Origin of the sequence: Pseudomonas sp. JUb52, assembly GCF_004341115.1 — a bacterium.
Classification (GTDB): domain Bacteria; phylum Pseudomonadota; class Gammaproteobacteria; order Pseudomonadales; family Pseudomonadaceae; genus Chryseomonas; species Chryseomonas oryzihabitans.
On record NZ_SLYS01000011.1, the window covers coordinates 121772 to 144381 of the forward strand.

Sequence of the window (22610 nt, forward strand, 5' to 3'; positions counted from 1 at the left end):
CATTGCGAGCGCTGCCATGACTGTCACTTCCAACGCGAGACCGGGAGGCCTGCCCGCCAGGTTACTCGGCATCCTGTTCATCCTCCTGGGCTTGGCCCTCTTGGGGCTGGGCATCAAACTGGCCACCCTCGGGGGCTCCCTGTACTACCTCGGCGGCGGCGTGCTGCTCGCCCTGAGTGGCTACCTGCTGTGCATCCGGCGGGCCAGCGGGGTCTGGGTCTATGCCTTCTTCCTGGTGATGTCCACCGCCTGGGCCGTACTGGAAGTCCAGTTCGACTGGTGGCAGCTGGTGCCGCGCCTGGCGCTCTGGTTCGTCCTCGGCCTGGTGCTCTTGATCCCGGTGTTCCGCCGTCCGCTGGACAGCCGTAGCGGCGGCCTGCCGCTGGTCGGCTCCCTGGTGATCGCCGCGGTCGTCGCCCTGGTCGCCCAGTTCGTCAACTACAACCGTCTGGACGGTGACCTGGGCCGCGACACCGCCGGCACCGAGAGCGCCGCCCCGACCGCCGCCGATGGTGACTGGCCGTCCTATGGCCGCACCGCCTTCGGCGATCGCTACTCGCCGCTCAAGCAGATCGACGTCAACAACGTCAAGGATCTGCAACCGGCCTGGACGTTCCGTACCGGCGACATCCCCGGCCCGAACGATCCCCAGGAGACCACCGCGGAAAACACCCCGCTCAAGGTCAACGGCATGCTCTATGTCTGCACGCCGCACAGCCAGGTGATCGCAGTGGACCCCGACAGCGGCAAGGAAATCTGGCGCTTCGATCCCAAGCTGAGCACCCAGCACGCCGACAGCTTCAAGGGCTGGGCGCACATGACCTGCCGTGGCGTGGCCTACCACGACGACGCCACCTACGCCGGCACCACCACCGCGGGCCAGAGCCCGGCTACCGGCAGTGCCGTCCCGGTCGACGAGCAGAGCACCCCGGCCGCCAGCAGCTGCCCGCGCCGCCTGTTCCTGCCCACCGCCGACACCCGCCTTATCGCACTCAACGCCGATACCGGCAAGGTGTGCAGCGACTTCGGCGACAACGGCCAGGTCGACCTGACCGCCAACATGGGCAGCTTCACGCCCGGCGGCTACTACTCCACCTCGCCGCCAGCCGTGACCCGCAACCTGGTGATCATCGGTGGCCACGTCACCGACAACGTCTCCACCGACGAGCCGTCCGGCGTGATCCGTGCCTATGACGTGCACACCGGCAAGCTGGTGTGGAACTGGGACAGCGGCAATCCGGACGCCACCGCGCCCATCGCCGCCGATGGCATCTACACCCGCAACTCGCCCAACATGTGGTCGATGATGGCCGTCGACGAAAAGGTCGGCATGGTCTATCTGCCCATGGGCAACCAGATGCCCGACCAGTGGGGCGGTGACCGTACCCCGGCCTCCGAGAAGTACAGCGCCGGCGTGGTCGCCCTCGACATCGCCACCGGCAAGGTGCGCTGGAACTACCAGTTCACCCACCATGACCTCTGGGACATGGACGTGGGCGGTCAGCCGACCCTGGTGGATATCAAGACCGAAGGCGGCGTGAAACCCGCGCTGATGGCCTCGACCAAGCAGGGCAGCATCTATGTGCTGGACCGCACCAACGGTCAGCCCATCTACCCGATCACCGAAACCCCGGTGCCCCAGGGCGCGGTGGAAGGCGACCATACCTCGCCGACCCAGCCGGTCTCCTCGATCAACCTGGCCGCGCCGACCCTCAAGGAAAGCGACATGTGGGGCGGTACGCCCTTCGACCAGGCGCTGTGCCGCATCGCCTTCCGCGAGCACCGCTACGAGGGCATCTACACCCCGCCGTCCACCCAGGGTTCGATCGTTTATCCGGGCAACTTCGGCGTGTTCGACTGGGGCGGCATCTCGGTCGATCCGGTACGCCAGATCGCCTTCCTGAATCCCAGCTACATGGCCTTCACCTCCAAGCTGGTACCGCGTGACGAGATCGCCAACCAGCCGGCGCGCAAGGGCGAGACCGAGGGCATCCAGCCCAACAAGGGCGCGCCCTATGGCGTGATCCTGTCGGCCTTCCTGTCGCCGCTGGGCCTGCCCTGCCAGGCACCCGCCTGGGGCTACGTGGCCGGTCTCGACCTGACCACCGGCAAGCTGGTCTACAAGCACAAGAACGGTACCGTGCGCGACAACTCGCCGGTTCCGCTGCCCCTGCCCATGGGCGTGCCCAGCCTGGGCGGCACCGTCACCACCGCCGGTGGCGTGGCCTTCCTCAGCGGCACCCTGGACCAGTACCTGCGCGCCTATGACGTGAAGAACGGCAAGGAACTGTGGAAAGGCCGCCTGCCGGCCGGTGGCCAGACCACCCCCATGACCTACACCGGCAAGGACGGCCGCCAGTACGTGCTGGTCTATGCCGGCGGCCATGGCTCGCTGGGCACCAAGCAGGGCGACTACGTGATGGCGTTCGCCCTGCCCGAGAAGAAGTAAGGGCGCCCGCGCCCGAGCTCCCCTCTCCTCCGGGAGAGGGTCAGGGGCGAGGATGCTTCGAGCATTTTTGACATCCTGTTGGAACCCCCCTCGCCCCACCCCGAAATCCCGGCCCAGCCGGGATTTTTTTCGTCTGGTTTTTTTCCATAGAGGCCGCAGGGAGCGCTCTTCCCCCTCTACCCCCAGGGAGAGGGTCGGGGTGAAGGCAACCCCGGGCACCAGCGCCAACTCCATCAACCGTCGTTCAGACCGACTCGGTTAAGCTACCCCCATGCCCACCTCCGCTCCCCTCCACCGCCGGCTGCGCCTGGCCAACGGCCTGGCCGTCGCCCTGCTGCACGATCCCGAGCTGCCCCAGGCCGCCGCCCTGGTGCGCATCGGCGCCGGCAGTCACCAGGCGCCGCGGGCCTTTCCGGGGCTGGCGCACTTTCTCGAACACCTGTTCTTTCTCGGCAGCCGGCGCTATCCGGCGGCGGACGGCCTGATGCCGCTGGTGCAGCGCCTCGGCGGCGAACTCAACGCCAGCACCCGCGAGACCACCACCGACTTCTTTTTCGCCCTGCCCCCCGAGCACCTGGCCGCCGGACTCGCCCGGCTGCTGGACATGCTCGCCGCGCCGCTGCTGGCAGCCGACGCCCAGCGCCGCGAGCGCGAGGTGCTGCACGCCGAATTCATCGCCTGGTCGCGCAGCGCAGATACCCGCCGCGACCTGGCCCTGGCCGCCGGCCTGCCCGCCGACCATCCGGCCGCCGGCTTCCATGCCGGCAACCGTTACAGCCTGCCGCTACAGAACCCGACCTTCCAGGTCGCTCTGCATGACTTCCAGCACCAGCACTACCGGGCGGAAAACGCCCTGCTGGTGCTGGCCGGGCCGCAACCGCTGGCCGAACTGGCCGATCTGGCCCGGGAACAGGGCGCCCTGCTGCCCCCTGGCCCGGCGCCCAGCGCCGTAATCCCGCACGCGCTCCCGGCTGCAGGCGAATGCTGGCAGACCATCACCGCCACGCCGCCACAGCTGGCCGTGCAATTCGCCCTCGATGACCTGCCACCCGGCAGCTGGGAAGCGGCGGAATTGCTGGAAACCCTGCTGCTCGGCGACCATCCCGGCGGCCTGCCGGCCCTCCTGCGGCAGGCAGGCCAGGCCGAACGACTGAGCCTCGCCTGGCCCTACCGCCAGGCGCGCCAGGGCCTGCTCCGACTGGATCTCACGCCCGGCCCCCAGGCCAGCCCCAGCCACCTGACCGGCATCCTGTGCGCCTGGCTGGACGCCCTGCGCCAGACACCCCTTGCCGCACTGCAGCAGGGCCACGCCGAACGCATCCAGCGCCTCTGGGCCACCCTGCCCGCCCTGGCGCTGGCAAGGCGCCTGGGTGAACGCCTCTGGCTGGATCGGCAAGGAAACGCCTGGCCAAAACCGGCGCTCTCCCCTGCCGCCCAGGCCGCCTGGCCCCGGCTGCTCGCGCAACTGGTCCCCGAGCGCCTCAGCGGTTTCGCCGCCGGCCTGACCGATGCACCGAACCGGGCGTCGCCCGTCGCCACCCCCTTTGCGCTGCCACCGCCCAATCCGCTGCTCATCGAGCCCGTTACGCCGAGCGCCCCGACGAGGCAGTCCTGGCCGATCAGCCAGGCCCTCGCCCCTCAGCAGCGCGAAGGCCTGCTGTTTCTACGCTGGCAATGGCCGGGACCGGCACCGGTCGCGCCCGATGTCCGGGTGCTGGGCGCGCTACCCCGGCTGGCCGCCGAAGCGGGCGTCACCCTGCGCTGGAGTCCGCCCGGGGCACCCTGGGAATTGCGGCTACAGGGCTGGGCCAAGGCGCTGCCGGCGGTGCTGGAGCAGGCGCTCGGCCGCCTGACGAAGGCGCTGGACGTTTCCCAGCCGCTCCCCGCAGCCTCGAGCGAGCCCATGCTGATCCGCCAGTTGCTCAAGGTCCTGCCCGAGCGACTGACTGCGGTCATGCCGCTGACAGTCAATGAAGCAGACCCGCGCTGGCAGGCCCTGGCCTGCGGCCTGCCCCAGGCGGCGCAGGCATCCCTGGCCGCCCTCACGCCGCCGCCTCAGCCCCAGGCAGGACCGCTAGGCGAACCGCCCGGCTGCACCGGTCGCCACTGGCGGCAGGAGCCCAGCGCCGAAGCCCAGCAGGCGCTGCTGCTGTTCTGTCCGCAACCCGATGGGCGCCCCGCCACCGAAGCGGCCTGGCGGCTGCTGGCGGCGCGCCTGCAAGGACCACTGTTCCAGCGCCTGCGCAGCGAGCGGCAACTAGGCTATGCGGTGTTTTCCGCCTATCGCCTGCTGGGCGATCACGGTGGCCTGCTGATCGGCGTGCAGTCGCCCCAGGCCCGGGCGGCGGTGATCCTGGCGGAAATCGAGAGCTGCCTGGCCGACAGCCTCAAGGCGGTGATGGCCGAGGCCGCGACGCTGGCAGAGAACATCGGTCAGCTGGTGCGCGACTTCAGCCCCGCCACCCCTCAGCGCGCCGCCCTGGCCGAGCGGCTCTGGTGGGGCTTCCAGCGCAGCGGGGCGCTGGACCTCGCGCCCCTGCAGCAGGCCCTGGCCGCCCTGGATGACGGGGCTCTGCAGCAGGCCTGGCAACAACTCACCGCCAGCGCCGCGCCGCGCTTCGCCCTGGCCAATGCCCACGCGCCATCCGGCTGGATGTCATAGCTTTCAACACTTTCCCGGGAGCGTCGGCCAGCCTTGGCGGTCAATCTGTTGCAGGATCGGTAAGACAGTTATGTCCGCCGGACCGCCAGCGATTCGTCGCGGCAAAAACCCTTAGCTAGGTAACATTTGTTAGACTTGATGACCGGATCCTTCCGGCTTTCGCAGTCAAAAGAGGAGACCTCCCATGTGGACCAAGCCTGCTTACACTGACCTGCGCATCGGCTTCGAAGTCACCATGTACTTCGCCAACCGTTGATGCGCCCCACGCCCCGGTTCGCCGGGGCGTACTTTTTCCAGGTTTAGCCTTTCCCATGCATATCCAGATTCTCGGCTCCGCCGCCGGCGGCGGCTTTCCCCAGTGGAACTGCAATTGCGTCAATTGCGACGGCTTCCGCAAGGGCACCCTCAGGGCCCAGGCCCGTACCCAGTCTTCCATCGCCCTGTCCGACGACGGGGTGAACTGGATCCTGTGCAACGCCTCGCCCGACATCCGTGCCCAGCTGGCCGGCTTCGCCCCGCTGCAGCCGGCGCGGGCCCTGCGTGACACCGGCATCCGTGCCATCCTCCTGCTGGACAGCCAGATCGACCACACCACCGGCCTGCTCAGCCTGCGCGAAGGCTGCCCCCATGAGGTCTGGTGCACCGAGATGGTCCACCAGGACCTCACCACCGGCTTTCCGCTGTTCAACATGCTCGAACACTGGAATGGCGGTCTCAGCTGGCAGCCCATCGCCCTGAGCGGCAGCTTCACCATCCCGGCCTGCCCGAATCTGGAATTCACGCCCTTCCCGCTGCGCAGCGCCGCGCCGCCCTATTCGCCCCATCGCCACGATCCGCACCCGGGCGACAACCTGGGCCTGCTGGTCCATGACCGACGTACCGGCGGCAAGCTGTTCTATGCCCCGGGCCTGGGCCAGCCGGACGCCGCCCTGCTGGAGCTGATGGGCCAGGCCGACTGCCTGCTGGTGGACGGCACGCTCTGGACCGACGACGAGATGCAGCGCCGTGGCGTCGGCACCCGCACCGGCAACGAGATGGGCCACCTGCCGCAGAGCGGCCCCGGCGGCATGCTGGAGGTGCTGGCCGGCTTCGAGCGTCAGCGCAAGGTGCTGATCCACATCAACAACACCAATCCGATCCTGGACGAAGACTCCCCCGAACGCGCCATCGTCGCGCGCCAGGGCGTGGAAGTCGCCTGGGACGGCATGTCCATCGAGCTGTGAACGCCATGCCCAACGCCCTTACGCCCGCCGAATTCGAAGCTGCCCTGCGCGCCAAGGGCGAGCTCTACCATATCCACCACCCCTATCACGTGGCCATGTACCAGGGCCGCGCCAGCCGCGAGCAGATCCAGGGCTGGGTGGCCAACCGCTTCTACTACCAGGTCAACATCCCGCTCAAGGACGCCGCCATCCTGGCCAACTGCCCGGATCGCGAGATCCGTCGCGAATGGGTGCAGCGCATCCTCGATCACGACGGCGAGCCCGGCAGCGAAGGCGGCATCGAGGCCTGGCTGCGCCTGGCCGAGGCGACCGGCCTGGACCGCGAGCAGGTGCTCTCCCAGGAACTGGTGCTGCCCGGGGTGCGCTTCGCGGTGGACGCCTACGTCAACTTCGCGCGCCGCGCCTCCTGGCAGGAAGCCGCCAGCAGCTCCCTGACCGAACTGTTCGCGCCGCAGATCCACCAGTCGCGCCTGGACGCCTGGCCGACCCACTATCCCTGGATCGATCCGGCCGGCTACGAGTACTTCCGCACCCGCCTGGGCCAGGCCCGTCGCGATGTCGAGCACGGTCTGCAGATCACCCTGCAGCACTACACCACCTGGGAATCCCAGCAGCGCATGCTGGAGATCCTGCAGTTCAAGCTGGACATCCTCTGGACCATGCTCGACGCCATGAGCATGGCCTACGAACTGCATCGCCCGCCCTATCACAGCGTCACCGCCGAGCGCCGCTGGCACCGAGGAATCGACCTATGAGCTTCGACCGCACCCAGGTGCCGCGCTGGCGCCCTGGCTATCGCTTCCAGTTCGAGCCGGCGCAGGACGCCCATGTGCTGCTCTATCCCGAGGGGATGATCAAGCTAAACGACAGCGCCGCCGCCATCGGCGGGCTGATCGACGGCCAGCGTGACGTGGCCGCCATCATCGCCGTCCTCGACGAACGCTTTCCCGGCGTGCCCGAGCTGGGCGCCGACGTCGAACAATTCATGGAGGTCGCTCGTGCAGAGCACTGGCTCCTGCTCGGCTGATACCTCGCTGCCTGGGGTGCCCATGCAACTCCCGCAGCCGCCGGCGGTAGGCAAGCACAACGTCGGCCTGCCGCTGTGGCTGCTGGCCGAGGTCACCTATCGCTGTCCGCTGCAGTGCCCCTATTGCTCCAATCCCCTGGACTTCGCCGCCCAGGGCCGCGAGCTGACCACCGAACAGTGGTTCAAGGTGATGGCCGAGGCGCGGGAGATGGGCGCGGCCCAGATCGGCTTTTCCGGCGGCGAACCCCTGGTGCGCCAGGACCTCGCCGAGCTGATCCGCGAGGCGCGCCGGCTGGGCTACTACACCAACCTCATCACCTCCGGCATCGGCCTCACCGAGGCGCGCATCGCCGAATTCAAGGAGGCCGGCCTGGACCATATCCAGATCAGCTTCCAGGCCAGCGACGAACAGGTGAACAACCTGCTGGCCGGCTCGAAGAAGGCCTTCGCCCAGAAGCTGGCCATGGCCAAGGCGGTCAAGGCCCATGGCTATCCCATGGTGCTCAACTTCGTCACCCACAGGCACAACATCGATCGCATCGACCAGATCATCGACCTCTGCCTGGCCCTGGAAGCCGACTTCGTCGAACTCGCCACCTGCCAGTTCTATGGCTGGGCCGAGCGCAATCGCGCCGGTCTCCTGCCGACCAAGACCCAGCTGGAGCGCGCCGAAGGCATCACCAATGACTACCGCGCGCGCCTCAAGGCCGAGAACCATCCCTGCAAGCTGATCTTCGTTACCCCGGACTACTACGAAGAGCGCCCCAAGGCCTGCATGGACGGCTGGGGCAAGCTGTTCCTGACCATCACGCCGGACGGCACCGCCCTGCCCTGCCACGGTGCCCGGCAGATGCCAATCGCCTTCCCCAACGTGAAGGAGCAGGACCTCAGGCACATCTGGTACGACTCCTTCGGCTTCAACGTCTACCGCGGCTACGACTGGATGCCCGAGCCCTGCCGCTCCTGCGACGAGAAGGAAAAGGACTATGGCGGCTGCCGCTGCCAGGCCTTCATGCTCACCGGCGATGCGCGCAACGCCGACCCGGTCTGCGCCAAGTCCCCGCACCACGACCTCATCCTGGCCGCCCGCGCCGAAGCCGAGACCGCGACCCAGCGGATCGAAGATCTGCAATTTCGCAACGAGCGCAATTCGCGGCTGATCGCCAAGGCCTAGTGCCAGAGGCGGCGCCAGACACGCCGAGGTCGCCGCTGGAATCCGGTCCTCCGCGGCCGCGGCGCAGGATCTGCATCGGGACTCACCACAGCTCCGAGGCATTTGCCTCCCGGCCAGGCAGTGACCATACTGCCCGGCCGGATCTTTTCCCCCGCCTCGTCATGCCCTCGATACGCCCGCTGCGCCCTGCCGATCTCCCGGCCGTTCTCGCCATCCAGGCGGCCAACTACCCCGCCGACCTGCTCGAAGACCACGCCTTCTATGCCAATCGCCTGGAGCTCGCCCCGGAACACTGCTGGGCGGCCCTGGACGCCGAGGCGCGGCTGCAGGGCTATCTGATCGCCTATCCCTGGGACGACGGCCTGCCACCGGTGCTGGGCGCCCGCCTGGAGCAGCTGCCGGGCGCGGCCTCGATTTGGTTCCTGCACGACTGCGCCGTGCACCCCGCCGCCCAGGGCCAGGGCGTGGCCGGGCGGCTCTATCGCCACGCCAAGGGCCAGGCCCGACGTGCGCGCCTGCGCCAGGGGCGGCTGGTGTCGCTGTCCAACGCCATCGGCTACTGGCAGCGCCATCACTATCACCCGGTTCCGACCGATGCTGCGCTCGAGGCCAAGCTGGCCGGCTATGGCGCCGGCGCCTGCCTGATGCAGCGCACCCTCGATACCCCGGACAGCGACCAAGCGTAAAACCTGCAAATCTAAATGCAAGTATTTCGCTTTCGCCTTAACATGGCTTAGCCCAGGAGGGCCTCCGCTGCCCGGCGCTCTGGCGCGGGTATCTTGATCGCCGCTACAAGGAATCCCTGATGAACATCGCTCCAGCGTCTTCGGCCAAGGGCCGGCGCGTCTTTTCCGTCAGCCTGCTGGCCGCCCTGCTGGCGCTGGGCGGGCAAGCCGCCCAGGCGCGCTCCAGCTTCGAAGCCCCCGATCCGGACTACCACGGCGAGATTAAGGCCAGTCCCGTCACCGGCACCGCCATCCTGGCCGGCAGCGAGGTCGCGCTGGACGGCCGCGGCTTCACCCCCGGTCAGCAGATCACCCTGTCGCGCGGTGGCGTGGCGCTCAACCCCGACGCCGCCTACGTGGCCGACGCCCAGGGCAACTTCAAGGCGACCCTGCGCATCCCTGAAGACGCCGCCCCCGGCCAGCATCCCATCGTCATCAGCACCGCCCAGCCCTCGGGCGCCGCGGTCTTCCCGCTCAAGGTCTCGCCGGTGGTGCCGCTGTCCGGCGCCGAGGCCTATAGCCTCACCGCGGTCAAACTGGTCCCCGGTCTCTACCAGGTGGACAGCAGCGCCAAGACCGGCGCCCTCTTCGTCACCTCGGCCGTGGGCCGCCCGCCGGTCAAGGTCTCGCAGCTGCTCAAGCTCGATCCCAAGGACCTGTCCATCCAGCGCCAGATCACCCCGGCCGCCGCCCCGGGCGAGGACGCCGGTGTCTACGCCGTCTACGGCGTGGGCGTGGACGATCGCAACGGCACCGTCTGGACCACCAATACCCGGCAGAACACCGTGGCGGTCTATCGCCAGAGCGACCTGGGCCTGGTCAAGCAATTCGAACCCGGCCTCGTGCCCCATGCCCACACGGTGGTGGTCGACGAGAAACTCGACCGCGCCTTCGCCTCGGCGGCCATGACCCCGGACATCGTCAGCTTCGACGCCAAGACCCCGGCCGTGCGCAAGCACATCGCCATCGAATCGGGCGTGCGCGGCGAGCAGTTCGCAGTGGTCGGCATGCACCTGGACCCGGCGGTGCACAAGCTCTACGCCGTCAGCCTCAAGACCAACGAAGCCGCGGTGATCGATGCCAAGACCGAGACCGTCGAGAAGGTCTTCCCGATCCAGGGCGCCAAGACCCCCATGGGCGTGGCCCACGATCCCCAGACCGATCGCCTGTTCATCACCGCCCAGGGCAGCGACAACCTGCTGATCGTCGACGCCAAGACCGGCAAGACCCTGCACAACGTCACCACCGGCGCCGGGGCGCTGAACGTGGCCTTCGACCCGGTCAAGCGCCTGGCCTACGTGACCAACCGCGGCGCCGGCACCCTGACCGTGGTCGATCCGGACGGCACCATCAAGGCCAACCTGGAACTGGGCACCTATCCCAACCATGCGGTGGTGGATGGCAAGGGCGTGGTCTACGCGGTCAACAAGGCCAAGGGGCAGGATGATGCCGAGGGGGATCGGATTACGCGGGTGATGGCGAAGTAACAGGCCTGCAGCCCCCTGCCTGGGCTGGGGGCTGCTTTCGGCTTCGGTTTCGGTTTTCGTAGACTGGGTTGAGCGACGCGAAGCCCAACAAAGCGGAGCTGCCTTAGCTGGTTCTCGAGTGCTTTGAAGGTTCTTGTTTCGCCCATCCGGGCGAGTCACTTTTTTCAAACGCGGCTACGCGCCGCGGACAAAAGTAACCAAAAACGCTGTCCCCACGTTTCGGCCCTCGCTCCGGCGTCGCTCCAGGGGCACGGCACAAAGGGGCCTCCTGCCCCTCGCGCCTTGCTCGGCGTCCTGCCTCGCATCCCCCTCCGCGACACCTGCACTCGGCCTCACTGACGGGGACGGGGCGCTAGCCTGGGAGTTCGTGTTTTCAGGGAGAACCCATAGCGATTCGTAGCATGGAAAACCGCGCAGCGTTTTCCACTTAGGGGGTACGCTTAACACGTGGACAAGGCTGCGCCGTTGTCCACCCTACCGGTTTGCACCCAAGGCATCAGGCGCGTGAATCGCCCCGTTCAGCAGGGCGAACGCCAGCGTCGTGGAGCGGGTCGAGCCGCAGGGATGCGGCGAGAGGTCCAGTGGGCCATGGACGGCCCATCTGGACCGACCCCGGAACGGCACTGGCGTGAGCGGACCCGGAGCGAAGCGGAGGGCCGGATAATCGGGGCAAGCGTTTTTGCTTACTTTTTTGGCGACTGAAAAAAGTGAGTCGCCCGGGTGGGCGAAACCAAAACCATCAAAGCACTCGATAACAAGCCAAGGCACCCAATGCCCCACACCGTTGGGCTTCGCTAACCTACGCCCGCCCCCAAAACAATGACGCCCACCAGATCACTCCAGCGGGCGCCATTCAAGGGGGCGACAGAGGGGTACCCTCACCCCTCCAGCGACTCCACCCCCAACTCATCCCACACCGCCTCCGCCAGATGGAAGGTGGCATTGGCCGCCGGGATGCCGCAGTAGATGGCGCTCTGCATGATCAGCTCCTTGAGCTCCTCCCGCGTCACCCCGTTGCTGCGCGCGGCACGCAGGTGCAGGCGCAGTTCGCCTTCGCGATTCATGCCGATCAGCATGGCGATGGTGATCAGGCTGCGGGTGTGCCGCGGCAGGCCCGGGCGGGTCCAGATGTCGCCCCAGGCGTGGCGGGTGATCATCTCCTGGAATTCTTCGTTGAAGGGGGTCAGCTTTTCCAGGCTGCGATCGACGTGGGCGTCGCCCAGCACCGCGCGGCGGACCTGCATGCCGGCTTCGTAACGTTCTTTTTCGTCCAAGATCGACTCCTTCAGGCGCTGAGGAAGGCCAGCACGCGCTGGGTAAAGGCAGCGCCCATCTGCACGTTGGACAGGTGGGCGGCGGGAAACTCGACGTACTCGGCGCCGGGGATGCGCTCTTGCAGGAAGCGCCCGTCGGCCGGGGTGGTCACGGCGTCATGGCTGCCGGCGACGATCAGCGTCGGGGCCTGGACGGCGTCCAGCACCTCACGGAAATCGGCATCGCGCACCGCCGCGCAGTTGGCGGCATAGCCCTGGGGCGAGGTGCCGGCAAGCATGGCGACGATGCGGTCGACCCGATCCGGCTCGGCGCTGGCGAAATCGGGAGTGAACCAGCGACCGATGGAGGCGTCGCGCAGGTCGCGCATGGCCTGCTCGCCGCCGGCTTCGACGGTCTGGATGCGGGTATTCCACACCTCGGGGGTGCCGATCTTGGCGCCGGTGTTGCACAGCACCAGACGGGTGACCCGCTCGGGGGCGTTGATGCCCAGCCACTGGCCGATGGAGCCACCCATGGACAGGCCACAGAAGGCGAAGCGGTCGATACCCAGGGCGTCGGCCAGGGCCAGGACGTCACGGCCGTTCTGATCCATGCGATAGGGGCCGGGCGTCACCAGGGAGGCGCCGTGACCGCGGGTGTCGTAGCGCAGCAGGCGAAAGCGCTCGCTGAAGGCGGCGGCCTGGTCGTCCCACATGGCCAGGTTGGTGCCCAGGGAGTTGGACAGGATCAGCACCGGAGCGCCCTCGGGGCCCTCCAGCCGGTAGTTCAGGTCGCCATCGGCGAGACGTACACTGGGCATCAGGCAGTCCTCTGGTTTAGGAATGGGTAGGCAGGGTGCGGTGTTCGGCCAGGGCGCGGGCCACCCAGGCCCGGGCCTGGCCCTGGTAATGGGCGGGGTCCAGCAGGCGATCCAGCTCGGCGCTGGAGAGTTCGGTTGTGACCTCGGGGGTATCGCCGAGCACCAGACGCAGATGGCGACCCTCCTGGACGGCGCGCTTGCAGCTCTGCTCCACCAGGTGGTGTGCGGCCTCGCGCCCCAAGCGTCCGGCGAGGGCGATGCTGACCGCCTCGGCCAGCACCAGGCCGTGGGTCAACTCCAGATTGGCCTGCATGCGCGCGGCATCCACCTCTAGCCCGGCGACGATGGCCTGGGCCTGCTGCAGGGCACCGGAGACCAGGCAGAACAGCTCCGGCAGGGTTTCCCATTCGGCATGCCAGAGTCCCAGGCTACGTTCGTGCTCCTGGGGCATGGCGGAAAACAGGGTGCTGACCAGTCCCGGCGCGCGGGTGGCAGCGGCGATCAGCACCGCGGCGCCCACCGGATTGCGTTTGTGCGGCATGGTGGAGGAACCACCCTTGCCCGGCGCCGAGGGCTCGAACACCTCGGCGGCTTCGGTCTGCATCAGCAGCGACAGATCGCGCCCCAGCTTGCCCAGGCTGCCGGCCACCAGGCCCAGCCAGGCGCCGACCTCGACCAGGCGATCGCGCTGGGTGTGCCAGGGTTGCTCCGGCAGGCTCAGCTCCAGCTCGCGGGCCAGGGCCTCGGCCACCGGCAGGGCGTCAGCGCCCAGGGCGGCCAGGCTGCCCGAGGCGCCGCCGAATTGCAGCACCAGCACCCGCGGCCGCAACTCGGCCAGGCGCTGGCGGTGCCGGGTGATGGCGCCCAGCACCCCGGCCAGTTTCATGCCGAGGGTCACGGGCGTCGCATGTTGCAGCCAAGTCCGGCCGGCCAGCACGGTATCGGCATGGCGCTCGGCCTGGGTGGCCAGGGCCTCGGCCAGTTGCGCCAGGTCGGCGTCCAGCAGGTCCAGCGCCTGGCGAATTTGCAGCACCAGACCGCTGTCCATGGCGTCCTGGCTGGTGGCACCGCGGTGCACATGGCGCTCGGCCTCGGGGTCCTGGGCGGCGATCTGCCGGCCCAGGGCCTTGACCAGCGGAATGGCGGAATTGCCGGCGCTGACCACGGCCCGGGCCAGCTCGGCCGCGTCATAGCGCTCGGCGCGGCAGGCGGCGGCGATGGACGCCACCGCCGTCTGGGGGATCACCCCCACCGACGCCTCGGCGCGCGCCAGGGCCGCTTCGAAGTCCAGCATGCCCTGCAGTCGCCCCTGGTCACAGAACACCGCACGCATGGCGGCCTGGGTGAAGTAGGCGTCGAACAGCAGGTTGGACATGGGGATTCCTCGGGGCTCAGTGGTCGTGATGCAGGTAGGTGGCTTGCCGCGGCAATCTCAGGCTGACCAGGAAGGCCACCGCCAGCATCACCGAGACGTAGATGTAGAAGACTTCCTCGTGCCCCTGGGTCTTGAAGCTCAGGGCGACGAATTCCGCCGAGCCGCCAAAGACCGCGTTGGCCACCGCATAGGACAGGCCCACGCCCAGGGCGCGCACTTCCGGCGGGAACATCTCCGCCTTCACCAGGCCGCTGATGGAGGTGTAGAGGCTGATGATGGCCATCGCCAGGCAGATCAGCAGGAAGGCCACGAAGGGACTCTGGACGCTGGCCAGCGCTGTGAGGATCGGCCAGGTGCAGACCGTGCCCAGGCCGCCGAACAGCAGCATGGAGGCGCGCCGGCCGATGCGGTCGGAGAGCATGCCGAACAGCGGTTGCATGAGCATGAACACCAGCAGGGCGCAGGTCATCACGGCACTGGCGGTCTTGGCGTCCATGCCGCTGGTGTTGACCAGGTACTTCTGCATGTAGGTGGTGAAGGTATAGAAGATCAGCGAGCCACCGGCGGTGTAGCCGAGCACGGTGAAGAAGGCCGCCTTGTGGTGCTTGAACAGGCCGCTCAGGGTGCCGGCTTCCTTGTTGGCGCGGGTCTCGGCGGTGGTGGTCTCTTCCAGCGAGCGGCGCAGGAACAGCGAGATCACCGCGGCGGCGGCGCCGACCAGGAAGGGAATCCGCCAGCCCCAGGCGCGCAGGTCGGCGTCGCTCAGCACCTGCTGCAGGATGACCACCACCAGCACCGCCAGCAACTGGCCGCCGATCAGGGTGACGTACTGAAAGGAGGCGAAGAAGCCGCGCTGGCCACGCAGCGCCACCTCGCTCATGTAGGTGGCGGTGGTGCCGTATTCACCGCCCACCGAGATGCCTTGCAGCAGCCGCGCGAGCAGCAGCAGGGCCGGCGCCGCCACGCCGATGCTGGCATAGGTGGGCAGGCAGGCGATGGCCAGGGAGCCCGCGCCCATCATCAGGATGGAGATCACCATGGAGGTGCGCCGGCCATACTTGTCGGCGACGCGCCCGAAGATCCAGCCGCCCAGGGGCCGCATCAGGAAGCCCGCGGCGAAGACGCCGGCGGTGCTCAGCAACTGCACGGTAGGATCGCTCTTCGGGAAGAAGGCGGCGGCGAAGTAGATGGAGCAGAAGGCGTAGACGTAGAAGTCGAACCATTCCACTAGGTTGCCGGACGAGGCGCCGACGATGGCGAAGATGCGCTTCTTGCGCTCCTCGAAGCTGTAATGCGGGTGAGTGCTCATGGAGATCCTTAATTATAGGTATGGATGGACGGAAGACAGCCTACCGCCATCGGACCAGGAGAGACACACGCGGTTACAGAAGGTGTGGGCATGGATAGAGGCTAGGGGTAGATGAAGTCTTGGTAGGTTGCTGCGGCGACCGCTCTACGATCAGCTTTGGCTATCGCGGCCATGCCGGTGCGCCGTAGCGACCGCTCCTACAGATACATCGAGCTCTTGTAGGAGCGGCCGCGATGAAACCGGCACAGGAAAAACCTAAATCGAATCCATCCGCTCCACCGCCAGCGCCAAGCCCTGGCCGACGCCCACGCACATGGTGGCGAGACCCAGGCGGCCACCGGTCTTTTCCAGATGGTGCACCGCAGTGAGCACCAGGCGGTTGCCGCTCATGCCCAGGGGATGGCCCAGGGCGATGGCGCCGCCGTTGGGATTGACCTTGGGGCTGTCGTCGGCCACGCCCAGCTCGCGCAAGACGGCCAGGCCCTGAGCGGCGAAGGCTTCGTTGAGTTCGATGACGTCGAAGGCGTCGATGGTCAGGTCCAGTTGCTTGAGCAGCTTGCGCACGGCCGGGGTCGGGCCGACGCCCATGATGCGCGGCGCTACCCCGCCACTGGCCATGCCCAGCACCTTGGCCCGCGGCGTCAGGCCGTGCTGCTTAACGGCCTCCGCCGAGGCCAGGATGATGGCCGAGGCGCCGTCGTTGAGCCCCGAGGCGTTGCCGGCGGTCACGGTCTTATCCGGGCCGTTGACTGGCTTCAATTTGGCCAGGCCTTCGGCGGTAGTGTCCGCACGCGGATGCTCGTCGCGCTCCACCACCACGTCACCCTTCTTGCCCTTGATCGTCACCGGGACGATTTCCTCGGCGTAATAACCGGATTCCTGGGCCGCCGCGGCGCGCTGCTGGCTGCGCAGGCCGAAGGCGTCCTGGTCGGCGCGACTGACGCCATAGTCGGCGGCGACGTTGTCGCCGGTGACCGGCATGCTGTCGACGCCATAGGCCTCCTTCAGCGCTGGATTGACGAAGCGCCAGCCGAGGGTGGTGTCTTCCAGCTTCTGGCCACGGCCAAAGGCGCTGTCGGCCTTGCCCATCACATAGGGCGCGCGGGTCATGGACTCCACCCCGGCGGCGATCACCAGGTCCATCTCGCCCAGGGCGATGGCGCGGTAGGCCTGACCCACCGCTTCCATGCCCGAGGCGCAGAGGCGATTGAGGGTCACGCCCGGCACCGTTTCCGGCAGTCCCGACAGCAGCACCGCCATGCGCGCCACGTTGCGGTTGTCTTCGCCAGCCTGGTTGGCGCAGCCCATGAACACCTCGTCCACGGCCGTCCAGTCCACCTGCGGATTACGTTCCTGCAGCGCCTTGAGCGGAATGGCCGCCAGGTCGTCGGCGCGTATCGCCGAGAGGCCGCCGTTGAGCCGGCCGATGGGGGTGCGGACGGCGTCGCAGATATAGACGGGGCGGCTCATTCCTCACCTCCCTTCTGGCCGCCGTGGGCCGCCGCGGTGCGTGCCTGCAGATCGCGCAGGGCCTCGAGTTCGGTGGCGGTCGGCGCCTCGGTGGTGGCGACCTGATCGGCGAAGCGGAGGGCCCAGCCGGTGGCGGCCACCACCTGCTCGCGGGTCACCCCGGGATGCAGGGCAGTCACCACGAATTCGTTCGTGCCGGCTTCCGGCTCCATGATGCAGAGGTCGGTGATGATGGCGGTCGGGCCCTTGCCCGGCAGGCCCAGCTGCTGGCGGTGATCGCCGCCCTCGCCGAAGCCCACCGAGGTGATGAAGGCCAGCTTGTCGACGAAGCTGCGGTGCGACTGCTTGAGGATGATCAGCACCTCCTTGGCCGAACCGGCGATCTCCGGCGCGCCACCGGCGCCCGGCAGGCGCACCTTGGGCTGGTGGTAGTCGCCGATCACCGTGGTGTTGATGTTGCCGAAGCGATCGACCTGGGCGGCGCCGAGGAAGCCGACGTCGATGCGCCCGCCCTGCAGCCAGTAGCGGAAGATCTCGCCGGTGGGCACCACGGTGTCGGCGGTCTCGGCCAGCTCGCCGTCGCCGATGGACAGCGGCAGCACCGAAGGCTTGGCGCCGATGGGGCCGGATTCGTAGATCAGCACCACGTCCGGCGCATGGGTCAGGCGTGCGAGGTTCGCCGCAGTGGATGGCAGGCCGATGCCGACGAAGCAGACGCTGCCATTGCCGAGGCGGCGCGCGGCGGCCACGGTCATCATTTCATTGGTGGTGAAGTCGCTCATGATTCAGGCCTCCGCAGCCAGCTTCGCCTGGAAGGCGGCGAAGTCCGCGGTACCGCGGATGTAGGTGTCGATCCACTGGGTAAAGGTGTCGCGGTCGCGGGCGATCGGATCCCAGGCCTGGTAGAAGCGGTTGTCGCGCTCGTAGTAGCCATGGGCATAGGACGGATGCGCCCCGCCCGGCACCAGGCAGACCGCGCTCAGGGCCCAGGTCGGCAGCACGCAGGCGTTCATCGGCGCCTGGAGGTCGTCGACGATTTCTTCCACGGTGACGATGCAGCGCTGGGCGGCCAGGGCCGCTTCCTTCTGCACGCCGAGGATGCCCTGGATCAGCACGTTGCCCTGGCGGTCGGCCTTTTGCGCATGAATGACGGTGACGTCCGGGCGCACGCTGGGCACCGCGGCGAGCTGCTCGCCGGTAAAGGGACAGGCGATGAACTTGATGTCCGGATTGACCTTGGCCAGGTCCGAGCCCTGGTAGCCGCGCAACACGGCGAACGGCAGGTTGGAGGCGCCGGCGACATAGGCGTTGGCCAGGGCCGCGTGGCTGTGCTCGGAAATCTCCAGCCGGTGCGGCCAGCCCTTCTCCACCGCATCGCGCAGCCGGTGCAGGGAGCCGACCCCGGGGTTGCCACCCCAGGAAAAGATCAGACGCTTGGCACAGCCGGCACCGATCAGCAGGTCGTAGACCAGATCGGGGGTCATGCGCACCAGGGTCAGGTCGCGCCGGTTCTGGCGGATCAGCTCGTGGGCGGCGGCGGTCGGAATGAGATGGGTGAAGCCTTCGAGGGCGACGGTCTCGCCATCGTGGACGAAGCGCTGGATGGCTTCGCTCAGGGACAGGATCTGGGCCATGGATTGTCGACTCGCGTCTTTGTTGTCGGCGCCGCCCGGTGCGGCGGTCTGGGGTCAGACTACAAAGCCCCATCGGCGCAAACAATCCGATAATCGACTAACAGTTCGATTATCGAACAGCATCGTTCCGCAGGCGGGCGACCGCTTCGCTGCGCAGCGCGACTTCGCAACGGCTACACTGCCCTGCCCTCACCCAGAGCCCTGCCGATGTCCGACAAGCCCCGCGCCTCCCTGGAAGGGATCACCCTCGAAGCCCTGCTCACCCGCCTGGTGGAGCATCACGGCTGGGAAGAACTCGGGCGGCGCATCCCGCTGCGCTGCTTCACCCATGAGCCCTCCATCAAGTCCAGCCTGACCTTCCTGCGCCGCACGCCCTGGGCACGGGAAAAGGTCGAACAGCTCTACCGGCGATTGCCGAAGCAGAATTGAGCACCCGGCGCAGGTTGGGTTGAGACGGCTCCACCGTCGAAGCCCAACGAGCCAGAGTCGAACCTGGGCACCGTTGGGCTTCGCTGCGCTCAACCCAACCTACGACACGTGGTCCTGCTGGAACACCAACACCTTGAGACCGCCCTCAGGATCTTCGTCGGCGAATTCCGGTGGATTGGCCAGGCGCTCGACGAAGGCCAGCCCGGGGGCTTCCTGGGCCATGCCGGCGATGAGGAAGTCCGCGCCCACGCCGGGATCGTTGACGCAGGCCAGCACCCGGCCGCCGGGGGTGAGCAGTTCGGGCAGGCGGCGCAGGATGCGGGCGTAGTCCTTGGTCAGGGCGAAGCTGCCCTGCTGGAAGCTCGGCGGATCGACGATCACCAGGTCATAGGGCCCCAGCTTGCGCACCTTGCCCCAGGACTTGAACAGTTCGTGACCGAGAAAGCTGACCTTGCCCAGGTCATGGCCATTGAGCCGGTGATTCTCGCGGCCGCGGGTCAGGGGCCCGCGGGCCATATCCAGATTGACCACCTGGGCCGCGCCGCCGGCCAGAGCGGCCACCGAGAAGCCGCAGGTGTAGGCGAACAGATTGAGGATGCGCAGGCCGGCGGCCTGCTCGCGCACCCAGCGGCGGCCCAGGCGCATGTCGAGGAACAGCCCCATGTTCTGGTGGCGGGTGAGGTCCAGGCCGAACTTCAGGCCGTCCTCTTGGATGACGTGCTCGCCCACCGGCGCGCCGATCAGCGCCTCGCTGGCCGCATCCAGGCGATAGCGATGCTGCAGCAGCAGGCTGCGGGCACCGCTGGCCATCCACACCGGGGTCTCGCCCAGGGCGGCCAGGGTGGCGCGCAGGGCGTCCAGCTCGGCCGCGGGCAATTCGCGAAACAACCCCACCCGCACCACGCCTTCCAGCCAATCGACGGTAAGTTGCTCCAGCCCCGGCAGCAGCCGGCCACGCCCATGCACCAGTCGGCGTGCCTCGACGGGCGGCGAAGCGAGGGCGGTAAGCAGGAGCTTGGAGAGGCGGGCAAGGGTGGCGGTATTCATGGGCGGTCACGACGGCAAAGGAGCGGCATGCTACGGCATAAGCGCCGGCCCCGCCTCCCGCAGCGGGCCCGGTAAACGTCTGCCGGCGGCTCGGCGCTGACCTCCCTGGCAGGATGTCGCCCACGAACCGACCAGCCCGATGAAAATATGTCTCAGGCGGTAACGACTCGCAGTTGTATCCACTTTGTAAGCCGCTCTAGAATCCGCCTCCCCGAACCCCAGGACGATAACAATGCGCCGGCTGGTCCCCGCCCTCTATCTGCTGCCCCTCTGCGCCCTCCCTCTCACCGCCCATGCCCAGGAAAAGACGGAGGATTCGCCTCAGGCGCTGTCCGATCTCACCATCGTCGGCGCGGCCGAATCCCCTACCGGTCCGGTCGAGGGCTACAAGGCAGAGCGATCCAGCAGTGCTACCCGCACCGACACTCCGCTGCACGAGACGCCTCAGTCGGTGAGCGTGGTCTCCCGCGAGGCCCTCGACGACCTTTCCGCTAGCCGCCTGCAGCAGGCGCTGGACCAGGCCGGTGGCGTCGGCCGTGGCAACAACTTCGGCGGTCAGGGCCTGACCAGCTACACGGTACGCGGCTTCACCAGCTCCGAATATTTCCGTAACGGCTTCCCCATGAACCGCGGCTATCCCAGCGCGCCGGATGCCGCCACCCTGGAGCGGGTCGAGGTCCTGCGCGGCCCGGCGGCGACCCTCTATGGCCGCAGCGATCCGGGCGGCACCTTCAACGTGGTCACCAAGCAGCCCCTGGGCGAGCGCAAGACCACCCTCGGCAGCCAGTTCACCGACCAGGGACTGCGGCGTGGCACCCTGGACACCACCGGCCCGGTGGATGAAGACGGCCGCCTGGCCTATCGCCTCAACCTGATCGCCGAAGGCGGCGACAGCTTCCGCGACGATGTCGAGCACGAGCGCTATGAAGTGGCTCCGGTGCTGAGCTGGCAGGCCACCGACGCCACCCTCATCACCTTCGAGGCGGACATCATCCGCAGCAACGCTCCGCTGGATCGCGGTCGCACCAATTACCTGACCCAGCGCGCCGAAGCCAGTCGCTCCACCAACGCCTGGGAAAAGGGCACCACCAACCTGCTGCACAACGACAGCGAGGCCTATCAGCTGCGCTTCGAGCACCAGTTGAACGACGCCTGGACCCTGGCCGGCGGCTTCCAGTACCTCGACGGCAGCCTCAAGGGCAATGCCGTGGAAGCCAACGGCGTGCAGGCCGATGGCGTGACCCTTAGACGCAACTTCAACTACCGCAAGCTGGAATGGAGCGACCGCGACCTGCAGCTGAACCTGACCGGTCGCTTCGACACCTTCGGCCTCGGCCACACCCTGATCACCGGGATCGAGGTGGAAGACTACGACTATCAATCGATCATCCAGCGCTCTGACCCAGCGGTCTCGCCTTACCCGGTTAATCTGCGCAACCCCGTACTCGGTCAGCCGCGCCCGGCCCTGACCCTCATCCCCACCCACGACCACGAGACCCTCAAGACCTGGGCCGCCTTCGTGCAGGACCAGATCGCCCTCACCGAGCGCCTCAAGGTGCTGGGTGGCGTGCGCCTGGAGCGCTTCGAGCACGATTACGATAACAAGAGGCCACCTCAGGTCCTTGCCAACGGTCAGGTTGTCAGCGGTGACTGGAGCAAGGACTCGAATGCCGTCACCCCGCGCCTGGGCGTCAGCTATGACCTCACCCCGGAGCTGGCTCTCTACGCCAGCGCCTCCAAGTCGTTCAAGCCCAACACCGGCGCGGCGTTCCAAGGTGGTGGTTTCGATCCCGAAGAAGGCAAGGCCTACGAAGTGGGCATGAAGTGGGCGGCGCTGGACGGCCGCCTCAGCGTCGACACGGCGATCTTCCATACCGTCAAGGAAAACGTCCTGACCCCGGACCCGGCCAACACAAACTTCAACGTCGCCACCGGCGAGGTGCGCAGCCGCGGCTTCGAAGTCAACGTGACCGGCGACCTGACGCCCAACTGGCGCATCCTCGGCGGCTATGCCTTCACCGATGCCGAGGTCACCAAGGACAACACCCTGGCCCGCGGCACGCGTCTGACCAACATCCCGCGCAATGCCGTCAACCTGCTCAACGTCTACGAATTCCATGACGGCGTGCTGCGCGGCCTGGGGCTGGGCGCCAACGTCAAGTACGTGGGTGAGCGCGAAGGCCAGAAGACCGCGGTCAGTGACTACACGATGGACAGCTACACGGTCACCGACCTGCTGAGCTTCTACAAGGTCGACGAGCACCTGCGGCTGAACCTGGACGTGCGCAACGTCTTCAACAAGGGCTACGACGAAAGCTCCTGGAACGCCTACAGCTATCCGGGCGAGCCGCGTACGGTACAGGCCGGTTTCACCTACACCTTCTAAGAGCCCCCAACGAAACTACTGCGCGTCCGCCAGGCGGGCGCGTGCAGTGCTCAAAATCCTCATGTACCACTCGTACATTCCGATTTCTGCGCGCCGCGCGCACCCGCCTGACAGCCGCTCGCTACGTTTTTTTAGCCGC

The 22610-nt window shown here is 67.7% G+C and carries 19 protein-coding genes and 1 other RNA gene; 12 read left to right on the top strand and 8 right to left on the bottom strand.

Going from position 1 to position 22610, the window contains the following annotated elements:
- Window positions 1-16 precede the first annotated feature (16 nt).
- The 9 genes from EC839_RS18320 (at window position 17) to EC839_RS18360 (ending at window position 10747) form a co-directional block, all read left to right on the top strand.
- Window positions 17-2449, top strand: a complete 2433-nt coding sequence (locus EC839_RS18320; protein ID WP_132832949.1) for a glucose/quinate/shikimate family membrane-bound PQQ-dependent dehydrogenase — start codon at window positions 17-19, stop codon at window positions 2447-2449.
- Window positions 2450-2720: 271 nt separating this feature from the next.
- The gene (pqqF, locus tag EC839_RS18325) at window positions 2721-5111 is read left to right on the top strand and encodes a pyrroloquinoline quinone biosynthesis protein PqqF (RefSeq protein ID WP_007161087.1); all 2391 of its coding nucleotides are present in this window, start codon (window positions 2721-2723) and stop codon (window positions 5109-5111) included.
- 184 nt (window positions 5112-5295) lie between these two features.
- Window positions 5296-5367, top strand: coding sequence for a pyrroloquinoline quinone precursor peptide PqqA (gene pqqA / locus EC839_RS18330; RefSeq protein WP_003243383.1), 72 nt, complete (start codon window positions 5296-5298; stop codon window positions 5365-5367).
- Window positions 5368-5422: 55 nt separating this feature from the next.
- Window positions 5423-6334: a pyrroloquinoline quinone biosynthesis protein PqqB gene (pqqB, locus tag EC839_RS18335; protein WP_007161088.1), complete on the top strand. Its 912-nt coding sequence runs from the start codon at window positions 5423-5425 to the stop codon at window positions 6332-6334.
- A gap of 5 nt (window positions 6335-6339) precedes the next feature.
- On the top strand, window positions 6340-7089 hold the full coding sequence (gene pqqC, locus EC839_RS18340; protein ID WP_007161089.1) for a pyrroloquinoline-quinone synthase PqqC: 750 nt from the start codon (window positions 6340-6342) through the stop codon (window positions 7087-7089).
- On the top strand, window positions 7086-7361 hold the full coding sequence (gene pqqD, locus EC839_RS18345) for a pyrroloquinoline quinone biosynthesis peptide chaperone PqqD (protein ID WP_007161090.1): 276 nt from the start codon (window positions 7086-7088) through the stop codon (window positions 7359-7361). Before pqqC ends, pqqD begins: the two co-directional genes overlap by 4 nt.
- Window positions 7362-7383: 22 nt before the next feature.
- Complete coding sequence (gene pqqE, locus EC839_RS18350; RefSeq protein ID WP_007161091.1) at window positions 7384-8535, top strand: pyrroloquinoline quinone biosynthesis protein PqqE; 1152 nt, start codon at window positions 7384-7386, stop codon at window positions 8533-8535.
- Window positions 8536-8696: 161 nt separating this feature from the next.
- Entirely contained in the window at window positions 8697-9221 is a 525-nt protein-coding gene (locus EC839_RS18355) for a GNAT family N-acetyltransferase (protein WP_007161092.1), read from the top strand.
- A gap of 119 nt (window positions 9222-9340) precedes the next feature.
- Window positions 9341-10747, top strand: coding sequence for a YncE family protein (locus EC839_RS18360; protein WP_007161093.1), 1407 nt, complete (start codon window positions 9341-9343; stop codon window positions 10745-10747).
- Between the two features lie 878 nt (window positions 10748-11625).
- On the opposite strand, the gene pcaC is transcribed toward EC839_RS18360, so the two are convergent.
- From pcaC to EC839_RS18400, 7 genes are all read right to left on the bottom strand, one after another.
- Window positions 11626-12021, bottom strand: coding sequence for a 4-carboxymuconolactone decarboxylase (pcaC, locus tag EC839_RS18370; protein WP_007161094.1), 396 nt, complete (start codon window positions 12019-12021; stop codon window positions 11626-11628).
- Window positions 12022-12032: 11 nt separating this feature from the next.
- Window positions 12033-12821, bottom strand: a complete 789-nt coding sequence (gene pcaD, locus EC839_RS18375; RefSeq protein WP_007161095.1) for a 3-oxoadipate enol-lactonase — start codon at window positions 12819-12821, stop codon at window positions 12033-12035.
- Between the two features lie 16 nt (window positions 12822-12837).
- Entirely contained in the window at window positions 12838-14196 is a 1359-nt protein-coding gene (locus EC839_RS18380; RefSeq protein ID WP_007161096.1) for a 3-carboxy-cis,cis-muconate cycloisomerase, read from the bottom strand.
- A gap of 16 nt (window positions 14197-14212) precedes the next feature.
- Window positions 14213-15505, bottom strand: coding sequence for an MFS family transporter (locus tag EC839_RS18385; protein WP_007161097.1), 1293 nt, complete (start codon window positions 15503-15505; stop codon window positions 14213-14215).
- Between the two features lie 255 nt (window positions 15506-15760).
- The gene (gene pcaF / locus EC839_RS18390; protein ID WP_007161098.1) at window positions 15761-16975 is read right to left on the bottom strand and encodes a 3-oxoadipyl-CoA thiolase; all 1215 of its coding nucleotides are present in this window, start codon (window positions 16973-16975) and stop codon (window positions 15761-15763) included.
- The gene (locus tag EC839_RS18395; RefSeq protein WP_007161099.1) at window positions 16972-17757 is read right to left on the bottom strand and encodes a CoA-transferase subunit beta; all 786 of its coding nucleotides are present in this window, start codon (window positions 17755-17757) and stop codon (window positions 16972-16974) included. The genes pcaF and EC839_RS18395 overlap by 4 nt, the downstream gene beginning before the upstream one ends.
- 3 nt (window positions 17758-17760) lie before the next feature.
- Window positions 17761-18609, bottom strand: a complete 849-nt coding sequence (locus EC839_RS18400) for a CoA transferase subunit A (protein WP_007161100.1) — start codon at window positions 18607-18609, stop codon at window positions 17761-17763.
- 207 nt (window positions 18610-18816) lie between these two features.
- Between EC839_RS18400 and EC839_RS18405 the strand changes: the two genes are divergently transcribed.
- Window positions 18817-19038: a VF530 family DNA-binding protein gene (locus EC839_RS18405; RefSeq protein WP_007161101.1), complete on the top strand. Its 222-nt coding sequence runs from the start codon at window positions 18817-18819 to the stop codon at window positions 19036-19038.
- Window positions 19039-19137: 99 nt separating this feature from the next.
- On the opposite strand, the gene EC839_RS18410 is transcribed toward EC839_RS18405, so the two are convergent.
- Window positions 19138-20085: a class I SAM-dependent methyltransferase gene (locus EC839_RS18410; protein ID WP_007161102.1), complete on the bottom strand. Its 948-nt coding sequence runs from the start codon at window positions 20083-20085 to the stop codon at window positions 19138-19140.
- A gap of 232 nt (window positions 20086-20317) precedes the next feature.
- Here EC839_RS18410 and EC839_RS18415 point away from each other — a divergent pair, with 232 nt between their 5' ends.
- Window positions 20318-22471, top strand: a complete 2154-nt coding sequence (locus tag EC839_RS18415; RefSeq protein ID WP_007161103.1) for a TonB-dependent siderophore receptor — start codon at window positions 20318-20320, stop codon at window positions 22469-22471.
- A gap of 61 nt (window positions 22472-22532) precedes the next feature.
- A non-coding RNA gene (locus EC839_RS18420) (sX9 sRNA) lies at window positions 22533-22608 on the top strand.
- The last annotated feature ends 2 nt before the right edge of the window (window positions 22609-22610 follow it).

Bases quoted from the DNA above. Each gene is read 5' to 3' on its own strand.
- EC839_RS18320 (WP_132832949.1), top strand. From the start codon at position 17: ATGACTGTCACTTCCAACGCGAGACCGGGAGGCCTGCCCGCCAGGTTA.
- pqqF (WP_007161087.1), top strand. From the start codon at position 2,721: ATGCCCACCTCCGCTCCCCTCCACCGCCGGCTGCGCCTGGCCAACGGC.
- pqqB (WP_007161088.1), top strand. From the start codon at position 5,423: ATGCATATCCAGATTCTCGGCTCCGCCGCCGGCGGCGGCTTTCCCCAG.
- pqqC (WP_007161089.1), top strand. From the start codon at position 6,340: ATGCCCAACGCCCTTACGCCCGCCGAATTCGAAGCTGCCCTGCGCGCC.
- pqqD (WP_007161090.1), top strand. From the start codon at position 7,086: ATGAGCTTCGACCGCACCCAGGTGCCGCGCTGGCGCCCTGGCTATCGC.
- pqqE (WP_007161091.1), top strand. From the start codon at position 7,384: ATGCAACTCCCGCAGCCGCCGGCGGTAGGCAAGCACAACGTCGGCCTG.
- EC839_RS18355 (WP_007161092.1), top strand. From the start codon at position 8,697: ATGCCCTCGATACGCCCGCTGCGCCCTGCCGATCTCCCGGCCGTTCTC.
- EC839_RS18360 (WP_007161093.1), top strand. From the start codon at position 9,341: ATGAACATCGCTCCAGCGTCTTCGGCCAAGGGCCGGCGCGTCTTTTCC.
- pcaD (WP_007161095.1), bottom strand. From the start codon at position 12,821: ATGCCCAGTGTACGTCTCGCCGATGGCGACCTGAACTACCGGCTGGAG.
- EC839_RS18380 (WP_007161096.1), bottom strand. From the start codon at position 14,196: ATGTCCAACCTGCTGTTCGACGCCTACTTCACCCAGGCCGCCATGCGT.
- EC839_RS18385 (WP_007161097.1), bottom strand. From the start codon at position 15,505: ATGAGCACTCACCCGCATTACAGCTTCGAGGAGCGCAAGAAGCGCATC.
- pcaF (WP_007161098.1), bottom strand. From the start codon at position 16,975: ATGAGCCGCCCCGTCTATATCTGCGACGCCGTCCGCACCCCCATCGGC.
- EC839_RS18395 (WP_007161099.1), bottom strand. From the start codon at position 17,757: ATGAGCGACTTCACCACCAATGAAATGATGACCGTGGCCGCCGCGCGC.
- EC839_RS18400 (WP_007161100.1), bottom strand. From the start codon at position 18,609: ATGGCCCAGATCCTGTCCCTGAGCGAAGCCATCCAGCGCTTCGTCCAC.
- EC839_RS18405 (WP_007161101.1), top strand. From the start codon at position 18,817: ATGTCCGACAAGCCCCGCGCCTCCCTGGAAGGGATCACCCTCGAAGCC.
- EC839_RS18410 (WP_007161102.1), bottom strand. From the start codon at position 20,085: ATGAATACCGCCACCCTTGCCCGCCTCTCCAAGCTCCTGCTTACCGCC.
- EC839_RS18415 (WP_007161103.1), top strand. From the start codon at position 20,318: ATGCGCCGGCTGGTCCCCGCCCTCTATCTGCTGCCCCTCTGCGCCCTC.